Genomic DNA, 22,106 nt, shown 5'->3' with positions numbered 1-22,106 from the left:
TATCGTATAATAACTTTTGATGGTCAGTCGTTTACGTGATAATACTACTCGACTGCACCATGAAAAAATTCTTTACTTTCGCCTGTGTATTCAGCCTGCTTCACTCAGCGTATGCTTCGCATTTGCTCGGCGGTGAGATCCGCACCCGACGCCTCACAACTCAAGGGCTAACGTATGAAATCAGGGTATTGCTTTATTGTGATGAAGTATCGGGAAGTTTTGCCAATGACGGCCAGAACAGTATTAGCGTTTGTGTAGGAGAAGGAAAACAAACCCTTACGGCTACTCGTGAGTCAAGAGTAAAAGTATCACCAGAAGTATCGTTAAATACCTACATAACTCAATATACCTACGCAGCACCTGGTACATTTACGGTTTCGGTAGCCATCGAAAATCGGAATGGTGGCCTCGCCAATTTCAATTCCGTTAATACCCCTTTTTATATCCAAACTACATTTGCAACGAACCTTATAAACGCTACTCCTGTGCTGAATTCCATAGTGGGAACCCAAACCGCTTATTCAAAACAAGTATTTAGGAATAACGTGAATGCCGTTGATGCAGAAGGAGATAGCTTAGTTTATCGTTTAGAAGTCAGCAAACAAAGCCAGCCAGGCACTTGTACTGTTAAAGATATTGCTGATTACCGGTATCCAAATGAAGTCACCCGCGAAGGTGTCTTTCAAATCAATTCACAAACGGGTGAGCTTACATGGAATGCACCTGTGCAAGTGGGCAACTACGCGTATGCTCTTATTGTGGAAGAATGGCGTGATGGCGTACGCATCAGTGAAACCCAACGGGAAGTGACATTACAGGTAATCGACCAAGGAGGTGACCCAGTCATCATTCCGCCTTTTGAATATCCGGGTAATGGAGTAATTACAAGTATAGAATCTGCGCCTAAAGATTTTTTGCAAATTTTTCCTTCTCCCGCACAAAACAGAGTGAAGGTTTCTTATTCCGCAACTAATCCGGTTAAAGTCTTATTTCAACTTATTGATGTAAAAGGAAAAATCGTGGACGAATATCCGAAACCCGAACAGTCTCTGACGCACATCCACGATTTTAATGTAGGGAACCTGCCGCAAGGAACTTATCTTATCAGAACGATAGCCGACAAAATAGTTACTGGTAAATTTATAAAAGAATAATTCCTCAGGCGTTTTTTACCAAATCCACCAGTGTTTCTATCCAAATGGGGCTGTCGTTGAGACTTTCGACGAGTTGCCAATGTTTTCCGCCCGATTCTTCAAACAACTCTTTGTATTCTTCGCCTACTTCAATGGTAGTTTCGAGGCAATCGGCCACAAATGCGGGCGAAAATGCCAATACGCTTTTGATTCCCTTACCTGGTAATTCTTTGATTACATCATCCGTATAGGGCTGTACCCAAGGCGTTTTGCCCAAACGCGACTGAAAACTCGTCATATATTTTCCTTCGGGAATGTTGAGTGCTTTGACCAATAAACGCGTTGTTTCAAAGCATTGCGCTCGATAACAATGCTGATTCATGGCCGTAAGTGAGCCGCAGCATTCTCCAAATCGGCACACACTGCCAGTCACATCTCCTTTGGTAATCTGACGCTCGGGCAAGCCGTGATAGCTAAACAGGAAATAATCAAATTCATGCTCGGCCATGTATTTTTGGGCATTCTGCACAAACCCCTGAATAAATTTGGGGTGATTCACAAATTGATTGACAAAGCGAAGCTCTGGCATCACTTGCCATTTTGCCAATACGCGCATTACTTCTTCATATACCGAACCCGTAGAAGCCGAAGCATATTGAGGGAAGAAAGGAATGACAATTATATCCGTCAACCCCATTTTCTGAAATTCCAACAAGCCAACTTCAATGGCAGGATTCTGATAACGCATCGCCAACTTTACCACGTAGGCATCTCCCAGCTCGTCCTGCAATAATTTTTCTACCCGTTCTCCGTAGATTTTCAAAGGAGAGCCTTCAGGCAACCATAGTTCTTTATAAACTTTCGCCGATTTGGGGGCTCGAAAAGGGGCAATGATCAAATTGACCAGCATAAACCGCTGAAGATAAGGAATATCAATCACCCGGCCATCCATCAGAAATTGACGCAAATATTTGCGCACGTCAGGTACCGAGTAGCTGTCGGGGGTTCCTAGATTAACAATCAATACGCCCGTTTTTCCGAGCTTTTTTTGCGTAGTCGGAATTGATTCAGAAACAGATGAGGTCATTTTTTTGATAGATACAAAAGAAATAAGCTGATTAAATTTGCCGTTTTGAGAATAAGCACTCCCTTTATTCTACTTACGCAAAGGCGGAGCCTTTAGTTTTACAATTCTTTCTCAACACAATTTTTAAAACTCAAATCAGAATAAAAAGTTTCTTGGCTCGTTGGCTTTCTTCTGTAAAAAGCAACGACATTCTCTGGTTATCCTGATTGTTTGTTACAAAGGTAAGCGTGAGCGTGGAATTAATGACATAGAAAAACAGCAAAAGACCAAAACTACAAACCAACCATTACCTTTGTAAAGAATTTAAGTCTAACAGAAGAACTTAACAAGTAACGACATAATCCATGGGATTCAGTTTTGACTATCGTAAACCCCTCGTTATTTCCGAAATCGGTTGTAACCACATGGGCGACTTTGGAATTGCGAAGGAGTTAATCAAATTATCGAAAGAGTGCGGGGCCGATTATGCTAAATTTCAGAAACGCAACGCCCGCGAACTCTTAACGGAAGAGCAATATAATTCGCCGCATCCTACTCCTTACAACTCTTACGGAAACACCTACGGTGCCCACCGCGAATTTTTGGAATTGACCTGGGAACAACACGCCGACCTAAAAACCTACGCCGAGTCGATCGGTATTGGCTACGCTACCTCAGTCTGGGATATGACTTCGGCTCACGAAATCATTGGCCTCAAACCAGATTTTATCAAGGTTCCGTCGGCTTGCAACAACAACTATGAAATGTTGACATTGCTGCGTGATGGCTACGCTGGCGACATTCACATTTCATCTGGGATGACCACTCTCCGTGAAATTGAAGAGATCGTTGCTTTCTTTGAAGAAACCAATCAGGCCCAAACCCGGCTCGTGCTCTACAACTGCACCTCTGGCTACCCCGTACCTTTCAAGGACATTTGTTTACTGGAAATCAATCGTCTATACGATGTTTACGGCAATCGCGTCAAGGAAATCGGTTTTTCGGGGCACCATCTCGGCATTGCGGCCGATATTGCCGCTTATACGCTAGGAGCTCGTTGGATTGAGCGCCATTTCACCAAAGATCGTACATGGAAAGGCACCGACCACGCTGCCTCACTGGAAGTGCCCGGCTTACAAAAATTAGTCCGTGATTTGCACCACATTCAGCAGGCGCTTACGTATAAAAGCACCGAAATTCTGGATATTGAGGCCGAGCAACGCAACAAACTCAAATACCGAAAAACGACAACCGTTTAATTATTCAACTTTTTTATATTTTGTCACGACCCAACGTACTGGCAATTATTCAGGCGCGGGGAGGTAGTAAAGGCCTTCCCCACAAAAACCTGCTTCCGCTGGCGGGGCATCCGCTCGTGGCCTACAGTGTGAAGGCTGCGCTCGATACGCCCTCCATTACTAGAACCATCATTTCTACGGATTCGAAAGAAATCGCCGCCGTAGCCGCCCGTTACGGGGCCGAAGTCCCGTTTTTGCGGCCCGTTGAATTTGCCCAAGATTTAAGTACCGATATCGACGTCTTTACCCACGCCCTACAATGGTTGTTGGATAACGAAGGCTATGCCCCCGATTTGGTGGTTCAGTTGCGTCCCACGTCGCCTATCCGTACGGTGCAGCACATGGAGGAAGCCATTCAGCGCCTCCTTGATACGCCCGAAGCCGACAGCCTGCGCATGATTACGAGTGCGCCCATTACCCCTTATAAAATGTGGCTGTATGACGAAGATACGGCTTCCATGCGTCCGCTACTGCAACATCCGACGTTGCCAGAACCTTATAATGAGCCACGGCAAAAACTGCCGCCTGTGCATTGGCAAATAGGCACGTTGGATGTGATTCGGCCATCCGTTATTTTGGAGAAAAAATCCATGTCGGGCTACCCTATTTTGCCGTACGTTTTGCCTTTTGACTACGCCATTGACATTGATGACATGAACAGCTTCCTCAAGGCAGAAGAAGTAATGCAGCGATTGGAGTGTGTTAAATTTCAAAATAGCTTAGTAAACGATTGAGCCTCTCTACCCAACTTCCACTCTTGGTCATTGGCGCTGGCTCTATCGGTGAGCGCCACATTGAAATCCTGCAATCACTTGGTTATCAAAATATTCATGTATACCGACAACGGATGTTACCGTTAAGAAATATACAGAATGAAAGTGTTCATTGCTTCACTGACTTTCATGAGATTGAGGTCATTAAACCTTACGCAACCATCATTTGTACGCCAACAGCGCAACATCTTGCGCAAGCCGTTGAATGTGTAAAACGCGGGGTTCATGTGTTGGTTGAAAAACCGCTGGCAAACCATCCCGAAGGAATCCAAGAGTTGAAGAAAGAGGCGGCCCAAACCAACAGCTTGGTCCAAGTAGCGTATATGCTGCGCTATCATCCTTTGATGCTACAACTGAAATCCATTATTGACGACAAACGTTTTGGTAATCTACTGTCATTCAGCACATACTGGGGAGAATATTTGCCTGATTGGCACCCTTGGGAAGATTATCGCGATTCGTACGCGGCCAAACGCGAATTGGGCGGCGGCGTAGCCCTCACGCTCAGCCATGACCTCGACATTGTCAGTTGGATGGTTGGAGAGTTACCGCTTCGTTGGCAGCGGTCCTATAATTATCGCTCCAAATTAGAAGTAAACGTAGAATCTGGGGCATCATTTTTGCTGGAATACCCCAGCGGAGTCACGGGGGCTGTGCAACTGAATTATTACCAAAAAGTGCCCAAAAGAACCTATGAACTGGTATTTGATGATGCCTTTGTGACGTTCGATTATTTTCAGAATAAAATCATTATTCAAACGCTCTACGGCGTTGAAACAATCGAGGAGCCTCGTTTTGAGCGCAATAAAATGTTTCGACAACAAACCATTGATTTTTTAAAGAATACAACCCTGTCTTCTACCGCCTCACTCACCGAACAGTACCTGCGGGAGTCAGATGTAATTCTAAAAATGTGTAATTAAACGATGCAAAAGTTAAAGGGGAAAACCATTTTATTCACGGGCGCTTTCGGGCTGATTGGCAAAGAAATCTGCACACACTATATGAACGAAGGTGCACGAGTAGCATGGACCGACGTTCGGATTGACTACGAAACCATAGCGTGGCTGCATACTCATTTTGACGAGGCTGATTTTATCGTAGTTGAAATGGACATTACCAACGAGCAACAAGTAGCCGACGGAATCGCCAAAATCGTAGCCCATTTCGGAACCATTGACGTCTTGGTCAACAACGCCGCGATTGACGCCAAGTTTGACAAAACGGGTATGTCGAAGGTCAATCAAAGTCGATTTGAAAATTATCCGCTTGACCTACTGCGGCGGTCGGTAGATGTAAACTTAACGGGCACTATCATCGTGACCCAAGCCGCTTGCCGCCAGATGTTGGCTCAGGGCTACGGCAACATCATCAACGTGGCTTCCACTTACTCAGTAGTGGCTCCCAATCAGGATTTATACGATTTTGGGCAGGGTACGCAAAACTACAAACCCATTGATTACATCGCTTCCAAATCGTTTATTCCTAATTTTACGCGTTACATTGCCACTTTTTACGCCAAAAACAACATTAGGTGCAACGCCGTAGTCCCTCACGGGATTTTCAATAACCACGACGAAGCTTTCTTAACCAATTTTGCCAAACTATCGCCATTGCAACGCATGGCCAACCGTGAAGAACTGCGCGGGCCTTTTACTTTATTGGCTTCAGATGAGTCTACGTACATGACAGGTTCAGTACTAATGGTAGATGGAGGGTGGACCGCTTGGTAATCAACAACATAAAATGAATGACATTAAATTATTTTTGACCGACGTAGACGGTGTATTGACGGACGGAAGTATGTACTACACCGAAAGCGGTGATGAATTTAAACGTTTCCATACTTACGATGGAATGGCGTTTGAACTGCTCCGTAATGCGGGCATCAAAACGGGGATTATTACTTCCGAAAATACTCAAATTGTGGTGCGTCGTGCGGCAAAGATGAAGGCCGATTATTTGTTTCAGGGAAAACGGGATGGGGGAAAATTGGCTGTTGCGGAGCAAATCTGTGCCGAAATGGGCATTACCTTGTCCGAGGTTGCCTACGTTGGAGATGATATTAATTGTCTGGAGTTATTGAAAGCCGTAGGTTTGCCAGCCTGCCCTGCCAATGCAAGGGCATCCGTCAAAAAAATTCCTAACATTTTATTGCTCCAAAGCCGAGGCGGCGACGGGGCCGTGCGCGAGTTTGCAGAATGGATTTTAGCTCAATAATTCATAAAAACGTGTAATAGTACGCTTGTGTATTTACAAAAATCCTCCTCTACTGGTTTTTATTGGCTCCTCCTGCTGGTCGCACTTTACTTAGGATGGTATTTCTATTATCTAAACCTCCACGCGGTGGATGTTCCCTATATTGATGACTACGATGCGATTTTAGGCTACCTGCTAACCTACGAAAAAGCCGACGCTTGGACTAAATTCAAATCGTTGTTTCTGCCGCATAGCGAACACATTATCATCATGACAAGAATAGCGGGGTGGTTAAGTTATGAACTGACTGGGCACGTCAGTTTTCGTGGTATTATTTTGGCGGGCAATTTTTTATCATTTCTGGAGTTGGGATTGCTTTATACGCTGTTTCGGCCATCTCTACGTTTTCCTCCTGTGTATTTTTTTTTAGTGGTGTTGGCTTTTCTTAACCCTCAATACTCGCCCACTACCTTTTGGGCGATGGCTGTATGGTCCAATATTTGGGTTTTAATTCCTGTCACCCTTTCCATCTTTTTATTGGCCAACCCAAAGCAATGGTTCGGTGCTATTCCATTGGCTATTTTAGCGCAGTTCAGTAATGGAAGCGGCATGATGATTTGGCCAGTTGGGGTCTTTATTTTGTTTATGCACCAACGACCTTTAAGTCAATACCTTACTTGGCTCTTGGCGGGATCAATCAGTTGCTTAGGCTACTTTTATATTTTGAGCCAACACCCCGTTTCGGGGACATTCGAATTCAGCAATTTGGCATTAGTCCCTTTAAATTTTTTTGCTTTTATCGGGTCTTATGCAGCACTCATTGGTGGACTTGGCGGTCAAATCATGGCAGTATCAGCAGGCTGCCTAGTAGTAATCATAACCTTTTTAATGCTGAGGAATTATATAAAAAATAACGACCGCGCAGCACTAGTCCTGCTATCCATAATGGTTTTCATTTTCCTGACGGCGCTATCTGCGGCATTGTTTCGGGCAGAGAAGGGCATGAGTATCATCATCGGAGGCCGCTATCGGCATTATTCCTCTTTAGCTATGGCTCTGAGTTTTTTGATGTGCTTTCGGCTGATTACGTTCAGTCTCAGTCGGTGGCTTTCTTTTTTTTCTTGGATGGTCATCGGAGTGATAACGGGTTTGAGTTATTTTAGAGATATTGGCTTACGGCTTACTACTGAATGGATGACCGTAGCCAATTATTATAATTTTTTGCACAATCAACTAGATGTATATACCATAGACGGCACTCCTCGTTTTGGAGAAACAACCCTTAAAGCCCATCAAACAGGATTGTACGTTGTACCTTTGCGGTATGATCTAGCGCGACAGCTCAAAAGCGCTACCGTTCTGAAGTTTAAACCAACGCCCCAATGTGAACGCAACGAAGAAACAAAAGTAGATAAAGTTGTATGTGGAAATTATTGGTTGCTTAAAGAAGCTTATTTCCAATTTCCCTCTTCTTCCAAAGAAGCTTTCTACGCCGTACTAAGCCATGGTTCCCGTCGTTATGTATTTCCTACTTCATCGACTCGCAATGATTGGCTTGCGATACTGCAACAGCGGCGTTATTTTAAAAAAGGGCTGGAAGCAGAAGTATACGACTGTCATATTTCGATGATAAATGCCCAAATCGAATGGCTACAAATGGGCGATAAGCCTAAATTATACCATACAAATTCCATTATTACTGTCAATCCATAAACCGTTTCTTTTGCTTTGTCGCTTGACTATCGAAACATAGGTGTTTTATTTAGCCTAAACACCCTTAATATCATTCTGAACGTAGCTGTTTCGACGCTGACGGTGTACATCTTTGGTACATCTGCGCAGGTCGAAGCATTTTTTGCGGCGTCATTATTGGGAACTGCCGTTTCGCGTTTTGTCAATACAGGACAGTTGATCGAAATCGTTGTTTCTCGCTACCACCGAGTCAAACAAGAAGCTGGAAAGAACGCTGCCATGTCAATTATTGCCACACTCTGTAATTACATGACAGGTATTGCGCTTTTGTTGACTTTGGTATTTGTCGCAAGTGGAACGGGCATCATCAATTTATTAGTTCCTGGTTTTACAGAAGAGACAAAATGGGGAATTTGGCAAATCTATTGCATTACGGGATTTTTGATGCCCATTCAGATAGCCACTAATTTGTTCCAAGGATTGCTCAATGCCGAAAACATTTACGGAAAGGTAGAGTTTACCAACACGATTTCTCTGATTACCAATATATTAATTTTGGTCGTCTGGGGAACTTCAGAAAACGTAACGAGCCTAATATTAGGCCTGTTTATCAGTGTTTTAGCTCAGTTTTTTACAACCATTTATTATTTACGGCAAATAGGTTATCAGCATTCATGGCTACTGCGAAATCCTTATTTCCCCTTGCGAGATCTAGTACGTACACTATCGGCTACTTCTACATATATGGTAAGTGTACAACTGTATATATTTCTCTTCAACGCTGCCCTATCGCTCCTGCCTCCTGGCAGTTTTGCCATTTATCGTTATGCCGAAATAATTTATGGAAAAGTTGCCAGTGTGTTTATGCTGCCCATCAGCACCGTTTTTTTCAATGAAATCAATCGGCTACTAAATCAAAACAACGGGCAATCTATCAAAGCCTTTGTTTCTAAAAACCTGAATTTCTCCTTTTTCATCGGATTTATGATTTTGTTGCCATTTTGGGCAGGTGGAAAATACCTTCTTTGGACATTATGGGGAGGCGCTAAGTTTAATTCTCATGATGTAACGGCGGTTTACGAATTGTTGTGTATCTTTTTCCTTTCCATGATTTGGTCAGGGCCTTATATGATTTATCGTAAATTGGCGGTCAGCGTCGTACGTCCGGAGATATTATATTATTATTGGAGTGTGATACACGTTATTTCGGCTTTAATCGGCTACGCAACCATCCGTACACTTGGCTTCAACGGAGTTATGCTTCAGGTATTTGTTCATAATTTTCTGATGTCGCTTGTTCCTATCCTAACCGTTTGGTACTGGAAAAGGGTTTATTTGGGTCTGTATGAATTAAGGGAAATCGCTAAAATCACATTGGCATTATTGGTAGGAACAGGTGTAGTATGGAGCTTGAATAATTATTGGGGAGAAGTATTTGATTACGATAAAATAAAGAGTTTTTTTGTGGGGTTCCTCCTTATTACGGTTGCCAGTTTTGTATATATTGGGAGCAATCTTTTGCTTAAAGTGCATGATATAAAACTCATTAGCAGCAAAATTTCCAATCGTATCAAATGACATTTTTGAATTAACAACCAAAGTCCACAAGCCTGATTTTACTTTATTCACTAATTTTCCACTCCATGTCCAGCCCAACTGCCTTTAAGTTTACAGAGTTTTCCCGTATTATCGTTGAGGCCCAAAAACCCATTGCATTTGACTCTCCCGACCACCTGATGCCTTGGGGAACCGCTCGTGACAACAGCAAAAATTATCGTTTCAATCAAAAAATCTACCAAATTTTCTATTCCTATCCTGCACCTCTAAAAATATTAGACATTGGCTGTGCAGGTGGAGGGTTTGTAAAAGATTGCTTAGACGATGGTTGTTTAGCCGTTGGATTGGACGGAAGTGATTATTCAAAAAAATTCAAACGAGCCGAGTGGGCTACTATTCCCGGCAATCTTTTCACCTGTGATGTTACCGCCGATTTTACGGTTTCTGTCCAAACTGGCGAAAGCAAAACGCCTATTGCCTTTGATTTGATCACATCGTGGGAGCTGATGGAGCATATTTCTGAGGATAAAATAGAGGCCGTGGCGCGCCATGTTAAAAAACATTTGGCCAATCACGGTCTTTGGATTATGAGTATTGCTACAGTCGACGATATTGTAAACGGCATAAATCTGCACCAAACCGTTCGTCAGCGTGAGTGGTGGCTTCAGCGTTTTTCTGAGCTAGGCTTTGAACACCTGCCTTTATTTGTCGATTTTTTTAATACACAATTCGTTCGGGGAGGAAAAAAATACAGTGGGGCAGACAGCCGTAGCTTTCATTTAGTGCTGTCAGCCAACACCGAAAGTGCTCCTAAAGTACCTCCTACTGGCATAAGGGACAAGTTGTTTGATGCGTGGCTTGGCAGTAATTTACAAAAAACACTCAAACGTTGGATCATGGGCCCTTCGCGTAAAAACACTTAATATCTTTGATTCCTGTTGATTCTTGCCGTACTATTGCAGGATGGAATTACCAAAAGGTTCGACTGAGTCGACATAGTTTTTGGAGTTCGGATTTGGGCAAGTACGATTATTCAGTAAATTTGCCACGTTTTTGGAAAATCCTCGTTGACCAATAAGACTTCTTTCGACCTAACTGCACTATGTTCCCATTAGCTACCCCGTCAATTCCCGACGTTGTTCAATCTATCCCTTTACAAAACTACGTTCTGTTAGCAACGACTTTGTTTATCATCGGTATTGTGGGTGTATTGACCCGTCGTAATGCGCTTATTATTTTCATGAGTATCGAATTGATGCTCAATGCCGTCAACCTGTTGCTTATTGCTTTTTCGACCTATAAATCCGACCCCGTAGGTCAGGTTTTTGTCTTTTTTATTATGGCGGTAGCCGCGGCCGAAGTAGCCGTAGGGTTGGCTATTATCGTAATGATTTATCGCAATACGCGTACTATTGATATTGGATTCCTGAACAAGTTGAAGTGGTAATTTTCTGATTTGGAGATACGACATCGGCTATTTTCAAATTTTTAAATTCTCAAATTGAGCAATTTATGAACTCATCCTTACTTTTTTTAATACCTCTTTTGCCGCTCATTGGTTTTATCATCAATGGGATTGGATTTCGTCATGTTCCAAAAAGCCTTGCAGGCGTTATCGGCTCGGCGGCATCGCTCGGCGCGTTTGCCATTTCAATTTTAGCGTGGAGCGCCTTTGATGGTCAACCACAGGTGGTAAAACTTTTTGACTGGATTTCCATTGGCCAGCTCACCATTCCTTTTGCCTTCCAAATAGACCAGCTATCGCTTTTGATGCTCATGGTCGTTACGGGCGTAGGTTCATTGATTCACATCTATTCAATGGGTTATATGCATCACGACGAAGGGTTCGGGAAGTTTTTTGCCTTCCTCAACTTATTTTTGTTCTTCATGCTATTGCTCGTGATGGGTTCCAACTACGTCATCATGTTTATTGGTTGGGAAGGAGTAGGACTTTGTTCTTATTTATTGATTGGTTTTTGGAACAAAGTGACCAATTACAACAACGCTGCCCGCAAAGCCTTTATCATGAACCGCATCGGTGACTTAGGCTTTTTGTTGGGTATTTTCATGATTATCCAAACCTTTGGCTCAGTAGAATACCTTGAAGTTTTTGCCAAAGCTGCCAACGGTAGTTTTAGCATCAACGACACCATCATTGTAACCATTACGGCTTTGCTCTTCGTAGGTGCAATGGGAAAATCAGCCCAAATACCTCTTTATACATGGTTGCCTGATGCAATGGCTGGCCCAACGCCCGTATCAGCCCTGATTCACGCCGCTACGATGGTGACGGCGGGGATTTACATGGTGATTCGTTCCAACGTGTTGTATTCGCTTGCGCCAGCTACACTGGGCGTGGTAGGAGGCATTGGATTGTTGACTGCGGTAGTGGCAGCCTCTATAGGTTTATACCAAAACGATATTAAAAAAGTGCTGGCTTACTCAACCGTTAGTCAATTAGGCTACATGTTTCTCGCGTTGGGCGTAGGCGCTTATACCTCGGCAATGTTCCACGTTATGACGCACGCATTTTTCAAAGCCCTTTTGTTTTTGGGCGCAGGAAGCGTGATTCACGCCATGTCTGACGAGCAAGACATTCGTAACATGGGTGGTTTGCGTAAGCACCTTCCCGTCACGTTCTGGACATTTTTAATTGCCACTTTGGCTATTTCCGGAATCTTCCCACTTTCGGGTTTTTTCTCAAAAGACGAAATTTTAGCGCACGTATTTGAGCACAATCAAATCATGTGGGGAATTGGCTTGTTTACCTCAATGATGACCGCTTTTTACATGTTTCGTTTGCTGTTTGTGACGTTCTTTGGAGAGTTCCGTGGTACCCACGACCAGAAGCATCACCTGCACGAGTCACCCGCAACGATGACCATTCCACTGATTATTCTGGCGGTATTGTCAGCCGCAGGTGGTTTGTTAAACATTCCTCATGTATTGGGCGGCGGAGAATCGCTGGCGCATTTTATGGCCCCGCTGTTTGATCTGTCAAAGCAGGTCAACCCTGATTTGTTTGAAGGCCATTTGGAGCATTCTACCGAGTATATCCTGATGGGCGTATCGGTAGGGGCAGCGGTCTTGTCTATTTTGTTTGCTTATAATATTTTTATGAGCAAAAAAGTAGTTCCTGCCGCCGACAAAGACGTAACTGGCTTCCCCAAGGTTTTACAGAACAAGTATTACGTCGACGAATTCTACGAAGCTGTGTTTGTCAACCCCATGCGCAAGTTATCAGACCTGCTGTATAGCTTCGGTGAATTCCTGATTGATTTGGTGGTAAACGGCACGGGCCGTTTGGTACAGTTCCTGTCGGGGCGTCTGCGTTTGTTACAAACGGGAGAAACAGGCTTTTATGTTTTTGCCATGGTTCTTGGTATTTTGGTGATTTTAGCTTGGAATCTTTTGTTGAAGTAAGATTTTCTTCTTCTGAAATCTAACGAAGGGCTATAAACAGTTAAAAACGCAATTGCAATGATTCAAACCTATTTATCATCTCTGATAGCACGAAGCGACAGTCTGGTTTCTTCGTACCTATTGGTTGGTAAATTTTGGAAAATCAGAGTTACGGCTGTTTCTTTTTTGTTGGTGTTGTTTTTCTCGTTTCCTCATTACTATTACTTTTCAAACCTTAAATACCACGACTATTCTTGGGATTTTATTCACCAAAAAGTAAAAGACCCATTCGGTGAAAATAAAGAAAGATTGGGGACCAATGAGCACAATAAACAATATAGACTCACCCCTGTATTGATTGCGGGAATCTTAGACACCACGCACAAGATACGGGTAGTTGGTTTACTCACCTTGATTGAACATATATTTGGCATCACCTTTTTTTATCTTGTACTTAAGCTAGCGTACGAAATTACGGCCGACAAACTAGTTTCGAGTTATTTCTGCCTTGGCTTTAGTTTTATCTTTTTAGGGAAGGATTTCTTTTGGGATGTTTCTACTTGGCTGATTCCATTCGCTTATTTTTTCACACTATTGGTCGTTGTTACCAGAAACCTCCCTGTGTTGTTTTTGAGTTTGTTATTAGGATTCTGGTCTGACGAGCGCATGCTCCTATTTTCACCAATCTTGCTATTATGGTGGAAGTTGTACATTCCTAAGAAATTCAATGCATTCTCGTTGGTTTATATCGTCAATCTCTTCCTTTATTTTGGGGTCAGATATTATTTGTTTACCCATTTTATCAAAGGAACAGAGTCATATAAATTACACCCTCGAAGCACAGGAGCCGATTATTTCTGGTGCCTTTACGAACAGTTTAATCATATACCATTGGGAATGTGGCTCCCCTTTGAAGGATATTGGCTGTTTCTCATCCTTTTTGTAGTATATGCCTATCAAAGTCGCCTAAGTAAAGATTTCAAATGGTTTTTGTTGGCATTTATCACTTTTTTAGGAGCACTGGTAGTGTCGTTCAGTATTCTTGACACAACCAAAAGTTTAACCTTAATATTCCCGCTCCTGTTTATTTCCTTAAAAATGCTTCACAAGACCGAGAGCCCCGTTTTTGTGAAGAATGTTATAATAACGGCGGTTTCTATATCCTTTTTTTTTCCAACCTATTATTTTAAGGGTGACTATGCCTGGATGAGTCCTGTCTATTATACACCTGTTAAAGAGTCAATTGGTTGGCTATTGAATACTTTTGTACACATTTAAAAGAACGAATAAAATAGTTTAACGATATAAGTGAATTATGCTTACACTTTCCCTCATACTCATCCCGTTGATTGCGGGTATAGTTTCCTTAAGTACAAAAAACAACAGCGCTAAACAACTTGCTCTGGCAGGGTCCATTGTTGAATTGGGATTGGCAATTTTTATTTTTACGCAATTCCAAGCGAACGCCAGCGCGCAATTTAGCTTCAGCTATCCTTGGATTAAGTCCGCAGGAATTTTATTTGCAGGTGCTATTGATGGCATCAGTTTGCTACTAGTGATGCTAACAGCCTTCCTGACACCCCTCATTATTCTCTCTACGTTCCGTCAGCCGTACAAAAATGCTTCTGCCTTTTACGCGTTGATTTTGTTTATGCAATCGGCATTGATGGGAGTATTTACCGCCACTGATGCCTTTTTGTTTTACTTGTTTTTTGAAGCGGCATTAATACCTATTTACTTTTTGGCCGCCGTTTGGGGAGGCGAAAACCGCATCAAAGTCACGTTTAAGTTTTTCGTTTATACCATCTTCGGAAGTTTGTTTATGCTGGTAGCGTTGGTGTATTTATACTACCAAACCACGGGTACCCAAGGACATACTTCTGAAATCACCGCTTTTTACAAATTGGCGTTGGATGCTCAAAAGCAAGGTTGGATATTCTGGGCGTTCTTCATTGCCTTCGCCATCAAAATGCCCGTATTCCCTTTTCATACTTGGCAGCCCGACACTTATACAGAATCTCCTACACCCGCCACCATGTTATTGGCAGGGATTATGCTCAAAATGGGGGTTTATGGCGTTATTCGTTTTATTTTGCCAATCGTCCCTCTGGGTTTACAAACTTGGGACACCACGGCTATTGTTTTATCGGTCATTGGAATTGTGTACGGGTCTATCATCGCCATCCAACAGCGCGACATGAAACGCCTTATTGCCTATTCTTCTTTTGCACACGTAGGTCTGATGTCAGCAGGGGTATTCTCACAAACCCTAAGTGGGGTTCAGGGGGCTTTAATTCAAATGCTTGCGCACGGTATCAACGTAGTGGGTTTGTTTTTCATCGTGGAAATCATCTTTTCAAGAACCAAAACACGAAATATTGAGCAGCTTGGCGGAATTACCCAACGTACCCCCAACCTCACCGTATATTTTATGATTTTGATGCTTGGCAGCGTTGCACTCCCCTTAACGAACGGGTTTGTTGGTGAGTTTTTGTTATTGAAAGGGGTTTATGAATCAAATATTTGGTTGGGAGCCATTGCAGGAACAACCATTATTTTAGGGGCGGTATATATGCTTCGTCTCTTTCAAAAATCAATGTTTGGCAATAAAACATCCTTTACCGAACACTTCGCTGACTTATCTTTCAGTGAGCGCGCGGTGTTGGTTCCGTTGGTTATAATGGTCTTTTGGATGGGTTTATACCCCAATTCGTTTTTGAAATTGACCGAGCCTGCCGTCAGTAACCTTTTACAAATGATTCATTACTAAATTGAAACGGGCGGCTCGATTTGCCCATTCGGTCATCTGAGATTACCACATTACATTCTAAAATTGAAACATTACTAAAATGCTTCCAATCGTACTTCTTTCTATACTGGGCCTTGTGGTTTTGTTTTTGGGTTTCCAAAAATCAAAAAACCTTTTGCTTCCCGCTACCCTTTTAGTACTGGCAATTGTGTTAGTGGCCAATTTTCTCCATTGGAACGATATGCCATCGCTGTATTTTAAAAATATGCTGTTCGAAAACAAATTTACCATGGCATTTTCGGGCATTGTTATATTCTCTGCTTTTTTGATTGTGGCCCTTACCCGTGGCTTTGTAGATGATGAGTCGGCGCAGCCTGCTGAGTACTACACACTCATGTTGTTTTCATTGGTAGGTGCCGTGATGATGATTGGCTTCGAAAACCTAATTATGCTTTTTGTCGGCGTCGAAATCCTATCGGTCTCGATGTTTATCTTAACAGGAAGTGATAAGAAGAACCTTCGCTCCAACGAAGCGGCACTCAAGTATTTTTTAATGGGGGCATTTGCCACGGGGATCATGCTCTTTGGAATGGCCTTATTGTACGGCGCAACGGGTTCGTTTAACCTTACCGCTATCAAAGTCTATGTAATGGTCAACAGTGCACCCTCCGCCATGCTTTATGTCGGGTTGTTGATGCTATTGATCGGAATGTTGTTTAAAGTATCTGCCGCACCGTTTCACTTCTGGACCCCTGACGTATACGATGGAGCTCCTACGATTTTCACGACGTATATGTCAACAATCGTCAAAACAGCAGGTTTTGCTGCCATTTATCGCTTATTATCGGGCTCTTTTTCGGGAATTTACAGTTTTTGGTGGATGACCCTCGCAGTTATTACCGTCTTGACCCTATTGGCAGGCAATATTACGGCGGTCTATCAAACAAGTTTCAAACGGATGATGGCCTACTCAAGTATCTCGCACGCAGGTTATTTGCTTTTGAGCTTAACCGCCCTCACCAGCCAGTCTCAAAGTGCCATTGTATTTTATTCACTGGCCTATTCTATCGCCACCATCAGCGCTTTTGGTGTACTCATGCTAGTATCCAAAGAAACAGGCGTTCATTCGTACGAAAATGCTGAGCGTTTTGAGGCTTTCAATGGCTTAGGCAAAAAGAATCCCTTATTGGCTTTTGTATTAACCGTATCTATGCTGTCGCTGGCAGGAATACCGCTAACGGCCGGTTTCTGGGGTAAGTTTTTTGTTTTTTCCAGCGCCGCCGACCGAGGCCTTACGTGGATGCTGGTCATTGCCATTTTGATGTCTACCGTGGGTATTTATTATTATTTCAAAGCCATCATTGCTTCCTACATGCGCGAAGGAGAGTTGAGCACCATCAAAGTGTCCCCTTTCTATCGTCTGATATTGATAGCCACCACAATCATTACGCTTGTGTTTGGGTTAATGCCTGATTTCTTGAAAGGATTAGTGTAAATTTTAAGTTTTTACCCGTGGCGCTCGGCAGAGAGTTGTAAAAAAAAGGGGTATTTGACAACATCTATTGAATTTTTTTAATAAAAAATTTTCTTTTTAAGTATTTTTTAATTTTTTTTTAAGAAAAGTATTGTTAATATTAAAAAAGGATTTACCTTTGTCAAGGAAACCTTAAAACATCACAAAATAATGAAAAAGGCATTTGCATTCTTGTTCGTAGCTGGTATGGTAACTCTTGCAGCTTGTGGCGGTAAAACTGAAGAAGCTGCTACTACAGATACTACAGCTGTTGCTGTTGATACTACTGTTACAGTTGATACTGCTGCTGTTGATACTACTGCTGCTGTTGATACTACTGCTGCGAAATAATTCGCCCCAACGAGTACGACAAATGAAAGCCACGCGAACCTTCGCGTGGCTTTTGTGGTTTTTAGGTCAAGATGAAAACTATTGCTGAAAAAATCCGTCTCTATCGCCTTGAACAGGGCCTCTCCCAAGAAAACATGGCCGATTCACTGGGCATTTCCACCACTGCTTACGGTGATATTGAACGAGGTAAAACTGATTTGACCCTTTCCCGATTTTATCAAATTGCGGAAGTGTTAAACATAAGTGTTGCGGTTTTAATGGGCCAAACTACCCCACTCCAGCAGGAATTACAACAACTCGAAGTTGAAAAACTCCAAATTGAAAACGATAAATTACGGCTTGAAAATCAATATCTACGCGAGAAAATAGCCGGAAGAATGATCATTGACCTCATACAGAAAGATGCTCCAACTACTTCTGAACGACAAAGAATAGGATTTTAGTTAAATAAAATAGCAATTGCTCTACCCCGACGCTTGTTCACGTCGGGGTATTTTTTTAGGTTTAAGGTTTAAAACCAAATAACCTATGATAAATCTCGCCGATATTCAAGGAAGAAACCGTGTAATAGTAGAGAGCGTTACTCCCGAATTGGAGGGTGGGCGCTTTTTTGTTAAATCGGTGCCCCAAGAAATCATTAAAGTCGAAGCTGATATCTACTGCGACGGGCACGATAAAATCGCCGCGCGCCTACTTTATAAACATGCTCTTGAAGATAAATGGAGCGAAGTTCCCATGCGATTTATTACCAATGACCGTTGGGGCGGCTCATTTGTGGTAGAAAAAGAAGGCTTTTATAGCTATACTATCCAAGCGTGGGTAGACAATTTGGCGTCGTGGGAGCACGAAATAAAACTCAAAATTCGTGACGCTCAACACGTAAACAGCGAACTTTTAGGAGGAGCTACCTTGCTCGAAAAAATAGTACCGCAAGCCTCCGACGAAGATAAGGTTGTTATTCTGGACACAATAAAGATTTTTAGAAATGAGCAGCAATATGATGAAGCCGTACTTTGGGCCATCAGTGAGACCCTCGTGGGGTGGATTGCGAAATATCCAGACCGTGAAAACGTTACGCACTACCATGAGTTGAAAATATGGGTAGACCGACCCAAAGCAGGCTTCTCTTCTTGGTACTCTTTGTTTCCTCGCTCAGCCTCAAAAGAACCCGGCAAACACGGAACTTTCCACGACGTGATTGACCTTTTGCCCCGCATCCAGCGTATGGGGTTTGATGTGCTGTACTTAACCCCTATTCATCCCATTGGCCATCAATTCAGAAAAGGGAAAAACAACAACGTAGTTTGCCAACCAGGTGAGCCTGGCGTTCCTTACGGGATAGGTTCAGAATTGGGCGGCCACGATGCCATTCACCCCGAACTCGGCACACTCGAAGACTTTAAAGCATTGGTAAAGGCCTGCAAAGCCCACGACATGGAGATTGCGATGGATTTGGCCATCCAATGTTCTCCCGACCATCCATGGGCCAAAAATCATCCCGAATGGTTTAAAATTCGCCCAGATGGCACCATTCAATACGCCGAAAATCCGCCCAAAAAATACCAAGATATTTATCCAATTAATTTCGAAACGGAAGCCTGGCCCAGCCTGTGGGAAGAACTTCGTCGGATTATATTTTTGTGGGCAGAATGGGGCGTTAGAATCATTCGGGTCGACAATCCACATACCAAAGCATTTGCCTTTTGGGAATGGATTATTGCCGAAACCAAGCAGAAATACCCCGATATGCTTTTTCTGGCGGAGGCATTTACGCGCCCTAAAGTCATGCAACAACTCGCTAAAGGAGGGTATTCGCAGTCGTATACGTATTATACCTGGCGAAATACCAAGCAGGAGCTCATTGAATACATGACGGAGTTGACCCAAACCGACTTACAATATTATTTTCGTCCAAATTTTTGGCCTAATACGCACGATATTAACCCACCGTTGTTACAACAAGGGCACGAGCCTAATTTCTTGATTCGCTATTTTATGGCGGCAACCTTGTCTTCCAACTATGGAATTTTCGGGCCCACCTTCGAATACATGGTCCACGAGGCATTTCCAGGCAAAGAAGAGTATTGGAACTCCGAAAAATACGAGATAAAACATTGGGATTGGGAGCTAACCAATAAGCTTACCTATGTCATTACGCTGGTCAATCGCGCTCGTAAAGAAAACCCTGCGTTGCAGTATACCAACAACATTACTTTTTGCGACATTAACGACGACCAACTGCTGGCCTATCTCAAAACCCACCCCGACGGCAATCGTATTTTGTGCGTAGTCAATTTAGACGGTTACAATCGACGAGCCAATATGGTGAAGATTCCACTCCAAAAAATCGGCAAAGCGGGTTGGGAAGATTTTATCGTGCATGACTTGATTACTGGTTCTAAATACGTGTGGAAAGGCGAATACAATTACATTGAGCTTGACCCGTATTTTCTGCCGTTCCATTTGTTCAGGATAGAAGATATCTAACATAAAAGCGGGTTGGCTCATCACCAACCCGCTTTTATAATATATCCTTTGATTACTCCTGAGCTTTCTTGTCATTCTTTATCTGAATTACATAAGAAAGCAACAAGCCTGCTCCACCAAAAATCATAACAAGCGCTACCTGAATACCTTCGCTTTGGGTATAAGGAGCTATAATAGCACCTATCAATAAACCTAGTCCCGCTCCTACAAGCAACAACCCAAATCGAAGGGTGTTGTCAGGACTGATACGGCTGCGTTTCAATGATTGATTATCAAAAGGATTTAGCCCTTTTTCAATCATCGACATTCGTTCCATATTTTGAAAATAACGGAGAAAAACAATCATAATCAGGCCAGCAATAACAGAGATAAGCGGAATAATAAGGGGATTCATAATGACTTATTTTTAAGTGTTGAACAAGTTTCTTTGGGCATAGGATGAAAAAGGTTGGCGGAAGGTTACGGTATACCTAAAAAACTTTTACCTGAAAAAATCCGAACCTAGCCGTAACCTTATTCGACCTTTTAGCATCCAATCCGTTGTGAATGAAAATCTGAAAGATATACAACTCATTGAGCGAATTTTGGCGGGCGAGACCTCGGCCTACCAGGCCTTGGTACAACGCCACAAAGATTTTGCTTTTACGATAGCGTATCGGATTCTCAATCACCGCGAAGAAGCCGAAGAAGCTGCCCAGGATGCCTTTTTACAGGCTTTTGGGGCGTTGAAAGAATTTAACCAAACCGCTAAATTTACGACTTGGTTTTACAGAATCGTTTTCAACGCCGCTTTGGGCGCCAAACGACGACAAAAACCGACGGAAAGAATCACCGAAATCAATGCCTTGGCGTATGCCGTGACAGATACCCCCCAAAACCTTCATAAGAAGGAGCGTATCAAAAATATTCAGCAGGCGATGAAGCAACTTTCGGCCGACGATGTAACCATGATTACGCTATTTTATTTGCGTGAACAATCGTTGGAAGAAATTGCGGAGATAACGGGAATATCGGCCGAAACGATAAAAGTAAAATTGCACCGCGCACGCAAACGTTTGGCCGACACCTTACGGAAGCAATTGGGAGAAGAAGTAAACAATTTGTACTAAAAACTCATGCAAAAACCCAACGACGACGAACTTTTTGAGGTACTCGATGGAACTGTAACCGAAGAATTGCGGCAACGGCACCAGTATTGGCTCAAAACAGATACCGCGTACTGCGAGTACTTTATCGAATTGTCGCAACTGCATAATGATTTAGAAACGATGCACCTTGAAAGTCCTTCGATGGCTTTTGAGAATAATGTGATACGCCAATGGGCATCCGAGAAATCTCGCTCTACACGCACCATGTTGGCCAAATGGGTACCTTTCGTATTTATTTCAATAATGCTTATACTCACATTGATTGGGGTGTCCATTTTAGGAGAAATACAATCCACAAGTTTATGGACTGAGCAATTACAAAGTTGGGACCAAACACTTAATCCCACCCTTGTACAACAGGTGCTCCTCCCCTTTAACGCCGTTTTGTTCCTATTGATTGCCGAACGAATTCTCAGAAAACGATTAAATCGACAACCCTAGGACATTCTTTATCAGAATATTATGTCTTTATTATAGCCGCGATTTACCATCCAAAAATCTCTACTCCTGCGTAGAGGACCATGATAATACCGATGCTGGTGAGCGTATACATCACGCCATTGAAGGAATGTCCCTGCATGTATAGAATGTATTGAATAAGAAATCCAAGGCCCAATATGGCCCCGCCAATGGCCCCGACGATAAGTCCGCGTTGGCGGCGTTTGGCATAATAGCTTTCTTTCTCAGCCGCAGAATTAAACTGTTTCATTCACATAAAGGTTTAGTAAAGTCAAAATA

General features: G+C 42.9%; 22 protein-coding genes. 19 read left to right on the top strand and 3 right to left on the bottom strand.

Annotated elements, in window-relative coordinates:
- Positions 1 to 59: 59 nt before the first annotated feature.
- The gene (locus GVN20_RS13000) at positions 60 to 1,154 is read left to right on the top strand and encodes a T9SS type A sorting domain-containing protein (RefSeq protein WP_166558729.1); all 1,095 of its coding nucleotides are present in this window, start codon (positions 60 to 62) and stop codon (positions 1,152 to 1,154) included.
- Positions 1,155 to 1,158: 4 nt separating this feature from the next.
- On the opposite strand, the gene hemH is transcribed toward GVN20_RS13000, so the two are convergent.
- A complete protein-coding gene (gene hemH, locus GVN20_RS12995) occupies positions 1,159 to 2,220 on the bottom strand; it encodes a ferrochelatase (protein ID WP_166558728.1) in 1,062 nt (353 codons plus the stop codon).
- Between the two features lie 344 nt (positions 2,221 to 2,564).
- Between hemH and GVN20_RS12990 the strand changes: the two genes are divergently transcribed.
- From GVN20_RS12990 to GVN20_RS12915, 16 genes are all read left to right on the top strand, one after another.
- On the top strand, positions 2,565 to 3,458 hold the full coding sequence (locus GVN20_RS12990) for an N-acetylneuraminate synthase family protein (RefSeq protein ID WP_166558727.1): 894 nt from the start codon (positions 2,565 to 2,567) through the stop codon (positions 3,456 to 3,458).
- A gap of 20 nt (positions 3,459 to 3,478) precedes the next feature.
- A complete protein-coding gene (locus GVN20_RS12985) occupies positions 3,479 to 4,231 on the top strand; it encodes a cytidylyltransferase domain-containing protein (protein WP_166558726.1) in 753 nt (250 codons plus the stop codon).
- Complete coding sequence (locus tag GVN20_RS12980; RefSeq protein ID WP_166558725.1) at positions 4,228 to 5,193, top strand: Gfo/Idh/MocA family protein; 966 nt, start codon at positions 4,228 to 4,230, stop codon at positions 5,191 to 5,193. Before GVN20_RS12985 ends, GVN20_RS12980 begins: the two co-directional genes overlap by 4 nt.
- 3 nt (positions 5,194 to 5,196) lie before the next feature.
- Positions 5,197 to 6,003, top strand: a complete 807-nt coding sequence (locus tag GVN20_RS12975) for an SDR family oxidoreductase (protein ID WP_166558724.1) — start codon at positions 5,197 to 5,199, stop codon at positions 6,001 to 6,003.
- A 13-nt stretch (positions 6,004 to 6,016) separates the two neighbouring features.
- Positions 6,017 to 6,490 (top strand): HAD family hydrolase, encoded by a 474-nt coding sequence (locus GVN20_RS12970; protein WP_166558723.1) that lies wholly within the window; start codon positions 6,017 to 6,019, stop codon positions 6,488 to 6,490.
- Between the two features lie 27 nt (positions 6,491 to 6,517).
- Positions 6,518 to 8,182, top strand: coding sequence for a hypothetical protein (locus tag GVN20_RS12965; protein WP_166558722.1), 1,665 nt, complete (start codon positions 6,518 to 6,520; stop codon positions 8,180 to 8,182).
- Between the two features lie 15 nt (positions 8,183 to 8,197).
- Positions 8,198 to 9,739: a murein biosynthesis integral membrane protein MurJ gene (murJ, locus tag GVN20_RS12960; protein ID WP_166558721.1), complete on the top strand. Its 1,542-nt coding sequence runs from the start codon at positions 8,198 to 8,200 to the stop codon at positions 9,737 to 9,739.
- 65 nt (positions 9,740 to 9,804) lie between these two features.
- Positions 9,805 to 10,641: a bifunctional 2-polyprenyl-6-hydroxyphenol methylase/3-demethylubiquinol 3-O-methyltransferase UbiG gene (locus GVN20_RS12955; protein WP_166558720.1), complete on the top strand. Its 837-nt coding sequence runs from the start codon at positions 9,805 to 9,807 to the stop codon at positions 10,639 to 10,641.
- 179 nt (positions 10,642 to 10,820) lie between these two features.
- Entirely contained in the window at positions 10,821 to 11,165 is a 345-nt protein-coding gene (gene nuoK / locus GVN20_RS12950; RefSeq protein ID WP_013928043.1) for an NADH-quinone oxidoreductase subunit NuoK, read from the top strand.
- 65 nt (positions 11,166 to 11,230) lie between these two features.
- Complete coding sequence (gene nuoL / locus GVN20_RS12945) at positions 11,231 to 13,141, top strand: NADH-quinone oxidoreductase subunit L (protein ID WP_166558719.1); 1,911 nt, start codon at positions 11,231 to 11,233, stop codon at positions 13,139 to 13,141.
- A 57-nt stretch (positions 13,142 to 13,198) separates the two neighbouring features.
- Positions 13,199 to 14,398, top strand: a complete 1,200-nt coding sequence (locus GVN20_RS12940; RefSeq protein WP_166558718.1) for a hypothetical protein — start codon at positions 13,199 to 13,201, stop codon at positions 14,396 to 14,398.
- Positions 14,399 to 14,435: 37 nt separating this feature from the next.
- Positions 14,436 to 15,890, top strand: a complete 1,455-nt coding sequence (locus GVN20_RS12935) for a NuoM family protein (protein WP_166558717.1) — start codon at positions 14,436 to 14,438, stop codon at positions 15,888 to 15,890.
- Between the two features lie 79 nt (positions 15,891 to 15,969).
- Positions 15,970 to 17,364 (top strand): NADH-quinone oxidoreductase subunit N, encoded by a 1,395-nt coding sequence (locus GVN20_RS12930; RefSeq protein ID WP_166558716.1) that lies wholly within the window; start codon positions 15,970 to 15,972, stop codon positions 17,362 to 17,364.
- A gap of 189 nt (positions 17,365 to 17,553) precedes the next feature.
- Positions 17,554 to 17,733 carry a hypothetical protein gene (locus GVN20_RS12925; RefSeq protein ID WP_166558715.1) on the top strand — a complete coding sequence of 60 codons (180 nt, stop codon included), beginning with the start codon at positions 17,554 to 17,556 and terminating at the stop codon, positions 17,731 to 17,733.
- Positions 17,734 to 17,804: 71 nt separating this feature from the next.
- On the top strand, positions 17,805 to 18,176 hold the full coding sequence (locus GVN20_RS12920) for a helix-turn-helix domain-containing protein (protein WP_166558714.1): 372 nt from the start codon (positions 17,805 to 17,807) through the stop codon (positions 18,174 to 18,176).
- Positions 18,177 to 18,261: 85 nt separating this feature from the next.
- Positions 18,262 to 20,220 (top strand): alpha-1,4-glucan--maltose-1-phosphate maltosyltransferase, encoded by a 1,959-nt coding sequence (locus tag GVN20_RS12915; RefSeq protein ID WP_166558713.1) that lies wholly within the window; start codon positions 18,262 to 18,264, stop codon positions 20,218 to 20,220.
- 52 nt (positions 20,221 to 20,272) lie between these two features.
- Here GVN20_RS12915 and GVN20_RS12910 read toward each other — a convergent pair whose 3' ends face one another.
- Complete coding sequence (locus GVN20_RS12910) at positions 20,273 to 20,614, bottom strand: DUF6249 domain-containing protein (protein WP_166558712.1); 342 nt, start codon at positions 20,612 to 20,614, stop codon at positions 20,273 to 20,275.
- Positions 20,615 to 20,762: 148 nt separating this feature from the next.
- On the opposite strand from GVN20_RS12910, the gene GVN20_RS12905 reads away from it, so the two are divergent.
- The gene (locus GVN20_RS12905) at positions 20,763 to 21,329 is read left to right on the top strand and encodes an RNA polymerase sigma factor (RefSeq protein WP_166558711.1); all 567 of its coding nucleotides are present in this window, start codon (positions 20,763 to 20,765) and stop codon (positions 21,327 to 21,329) included.
- 6 nt (positions 21,330 to 21,335) lie between these two features.
- Positions 21,336 to 21,809: a hypothetical protein gene (locus GVN20_RS12900; RefSeq protein WP_166558710.1), complete on the top strand. Its 474-nt coding sequence runs from the start codon at positions 21,336 to 21,338 to the stop codon at positions 21,807 to 21,809.
- A gap of 43 nt (positions 21,810 to 21,852) precedes the next feature.
- Here GVN20_RS12900 and GVN20_RS12895 read toward each other — a convergent pair whose 3' ends face one another.
- Complete coding sequence (locus tag GVN20_RS12895) at positions 21,853 to 22,077, bottom strand: hypothetical protein (protein WP_166558709.1); 225 nt, start codon at positions 22,075 to 22,077, stop codon at positions 21,853 to 21,855.
- Between the last annotated feature and the right edge of the window lie 29 nt (positions 22,078 to 22,106).

Origin of the sequence: Runella sp. CRIBMP (assembly GCF_009905605.1) — a bacterium.
Classification (GTDB): domain Bacteria; phylum Bacteroidota; class Bacteroidia; order Cytophagales; family Spirosomataceae; genus Runella.
The sequence above is the reverse complement of the archived record's forward strand: the minus strand, read 5'-3'. Positions and strand labels throughout refer to the sequence as shown.

Coding starts and splice junctions, on each gene's coding strand:
- GVN20_RS13000 (WP_166558729.1), top strand. CDS start 60: ATGAAAAAATTCTTTACTTTCGCCTGTGTATTCAGCCTGCTTCACTCA.
- hemH (WP_166558728.1), bottom strand. CDS start 2,220: ATGACCTCATCTGTTTCTGAATCAATTCCGACTACGCAAAAAAAGCTC.
- GVN20_RS12990 (WP_166558727.1), top strand. CDS start 2,565: ATGGGATTCAGTTTTGACTATCGTAAACCCCTCGTTATTTCCGAAATC.
- GVN20_RS12975 (WP_166558724.1), top strand. CDS start 5,197: ATGCAAAAGTTAAAGGGGAAAACCATTTTATTCACGGGCGCTTTCGGG.
- GVN20_RS12970 (WP_166558723.1), top strand. CDS start 6,017: ATGAATGACATTAAATTATTTTTGACCGACGTAGACGGTGTATTGACG.
- GVN20_RS12955 (WP_166558720.1), top strand. CDS start 9,805: ATGTCCAGCCCAACTGCCTTTAAGTTTACAGAGTTTTCCCGTATTATC.
- nuoK (WP_013928043.1), top strand. CDS start 10,821: ATGTTCCCATTAGCTACCCCGTCAATTCCCGACGTTGTTCAATCTATC.
- nuoL (WP_166558719.1), top strand. CDS start 11,231: ATGAACTCATCCTTACTTTTTTTAATACCTCTTTTGCCGCTCATTGGT.
- GVN20_RS12940 (WP_166558718.1), top strand. CDS start 13,199: ATGATTCAAACCTATTTATCATCTCTGATAGCACGAAGCGACAGTCTG.
- GVN20_RS12935 (WP_166558717.1), top strand. CDS start 14,436: ATGCTTACACTTTCCCTCATACTCATCCCGTTGATTGCGGGTATAGTT.
- GVN20_RS12930 (WP_166558716.1), top strand. CDS start 15,970: ATGCTTCCAATCGTACTTCTTTCTATACTGGGCCTTGTGGTTTTGTTT.
- GVN20_RS12925 (WP_166558715.1), top strand. CDS start 17,554: ATGAAAAAGGCATTTGCATTCTTGTTCGTAGCTGGTATGGTAACTCTT.
- GVN20_RS12920 (WP_166558714.1), top strand. CDS start 17,805: ATGAAAACTATTGCTGAAAAAATCCGTCTCTATCGCCTTGAACAGGGC.
- GVN20_RS12915 (WP_166558713.1), top strand. CDS start 18,262: ATGATAAATCTCGCCGATATTCAAGGAAGAAACCGTGTAATAGTAGAG.
- GVN20_RS12910 (WP_166558712.1), bottom strand. CDS start 20,614: ATGAATCCCCTTATTATTCCGCTTATCTCTGTTATTGCTGGCCTGATT.
- GVN20_RS12900 (WP_166558710.1), top strand. CDS start 21,336: ATGCAAAAACCCAACGACGACGAACTTTTTGAGGTACTCGATGGAACT.
- GVN20_RS12895 (WP_166558709.1), bottom strand. CDS start 22,077: ATGAAACAGTTTAATTCTGCGGCTGAGAAAGAAAGCTATTATGCCAAA.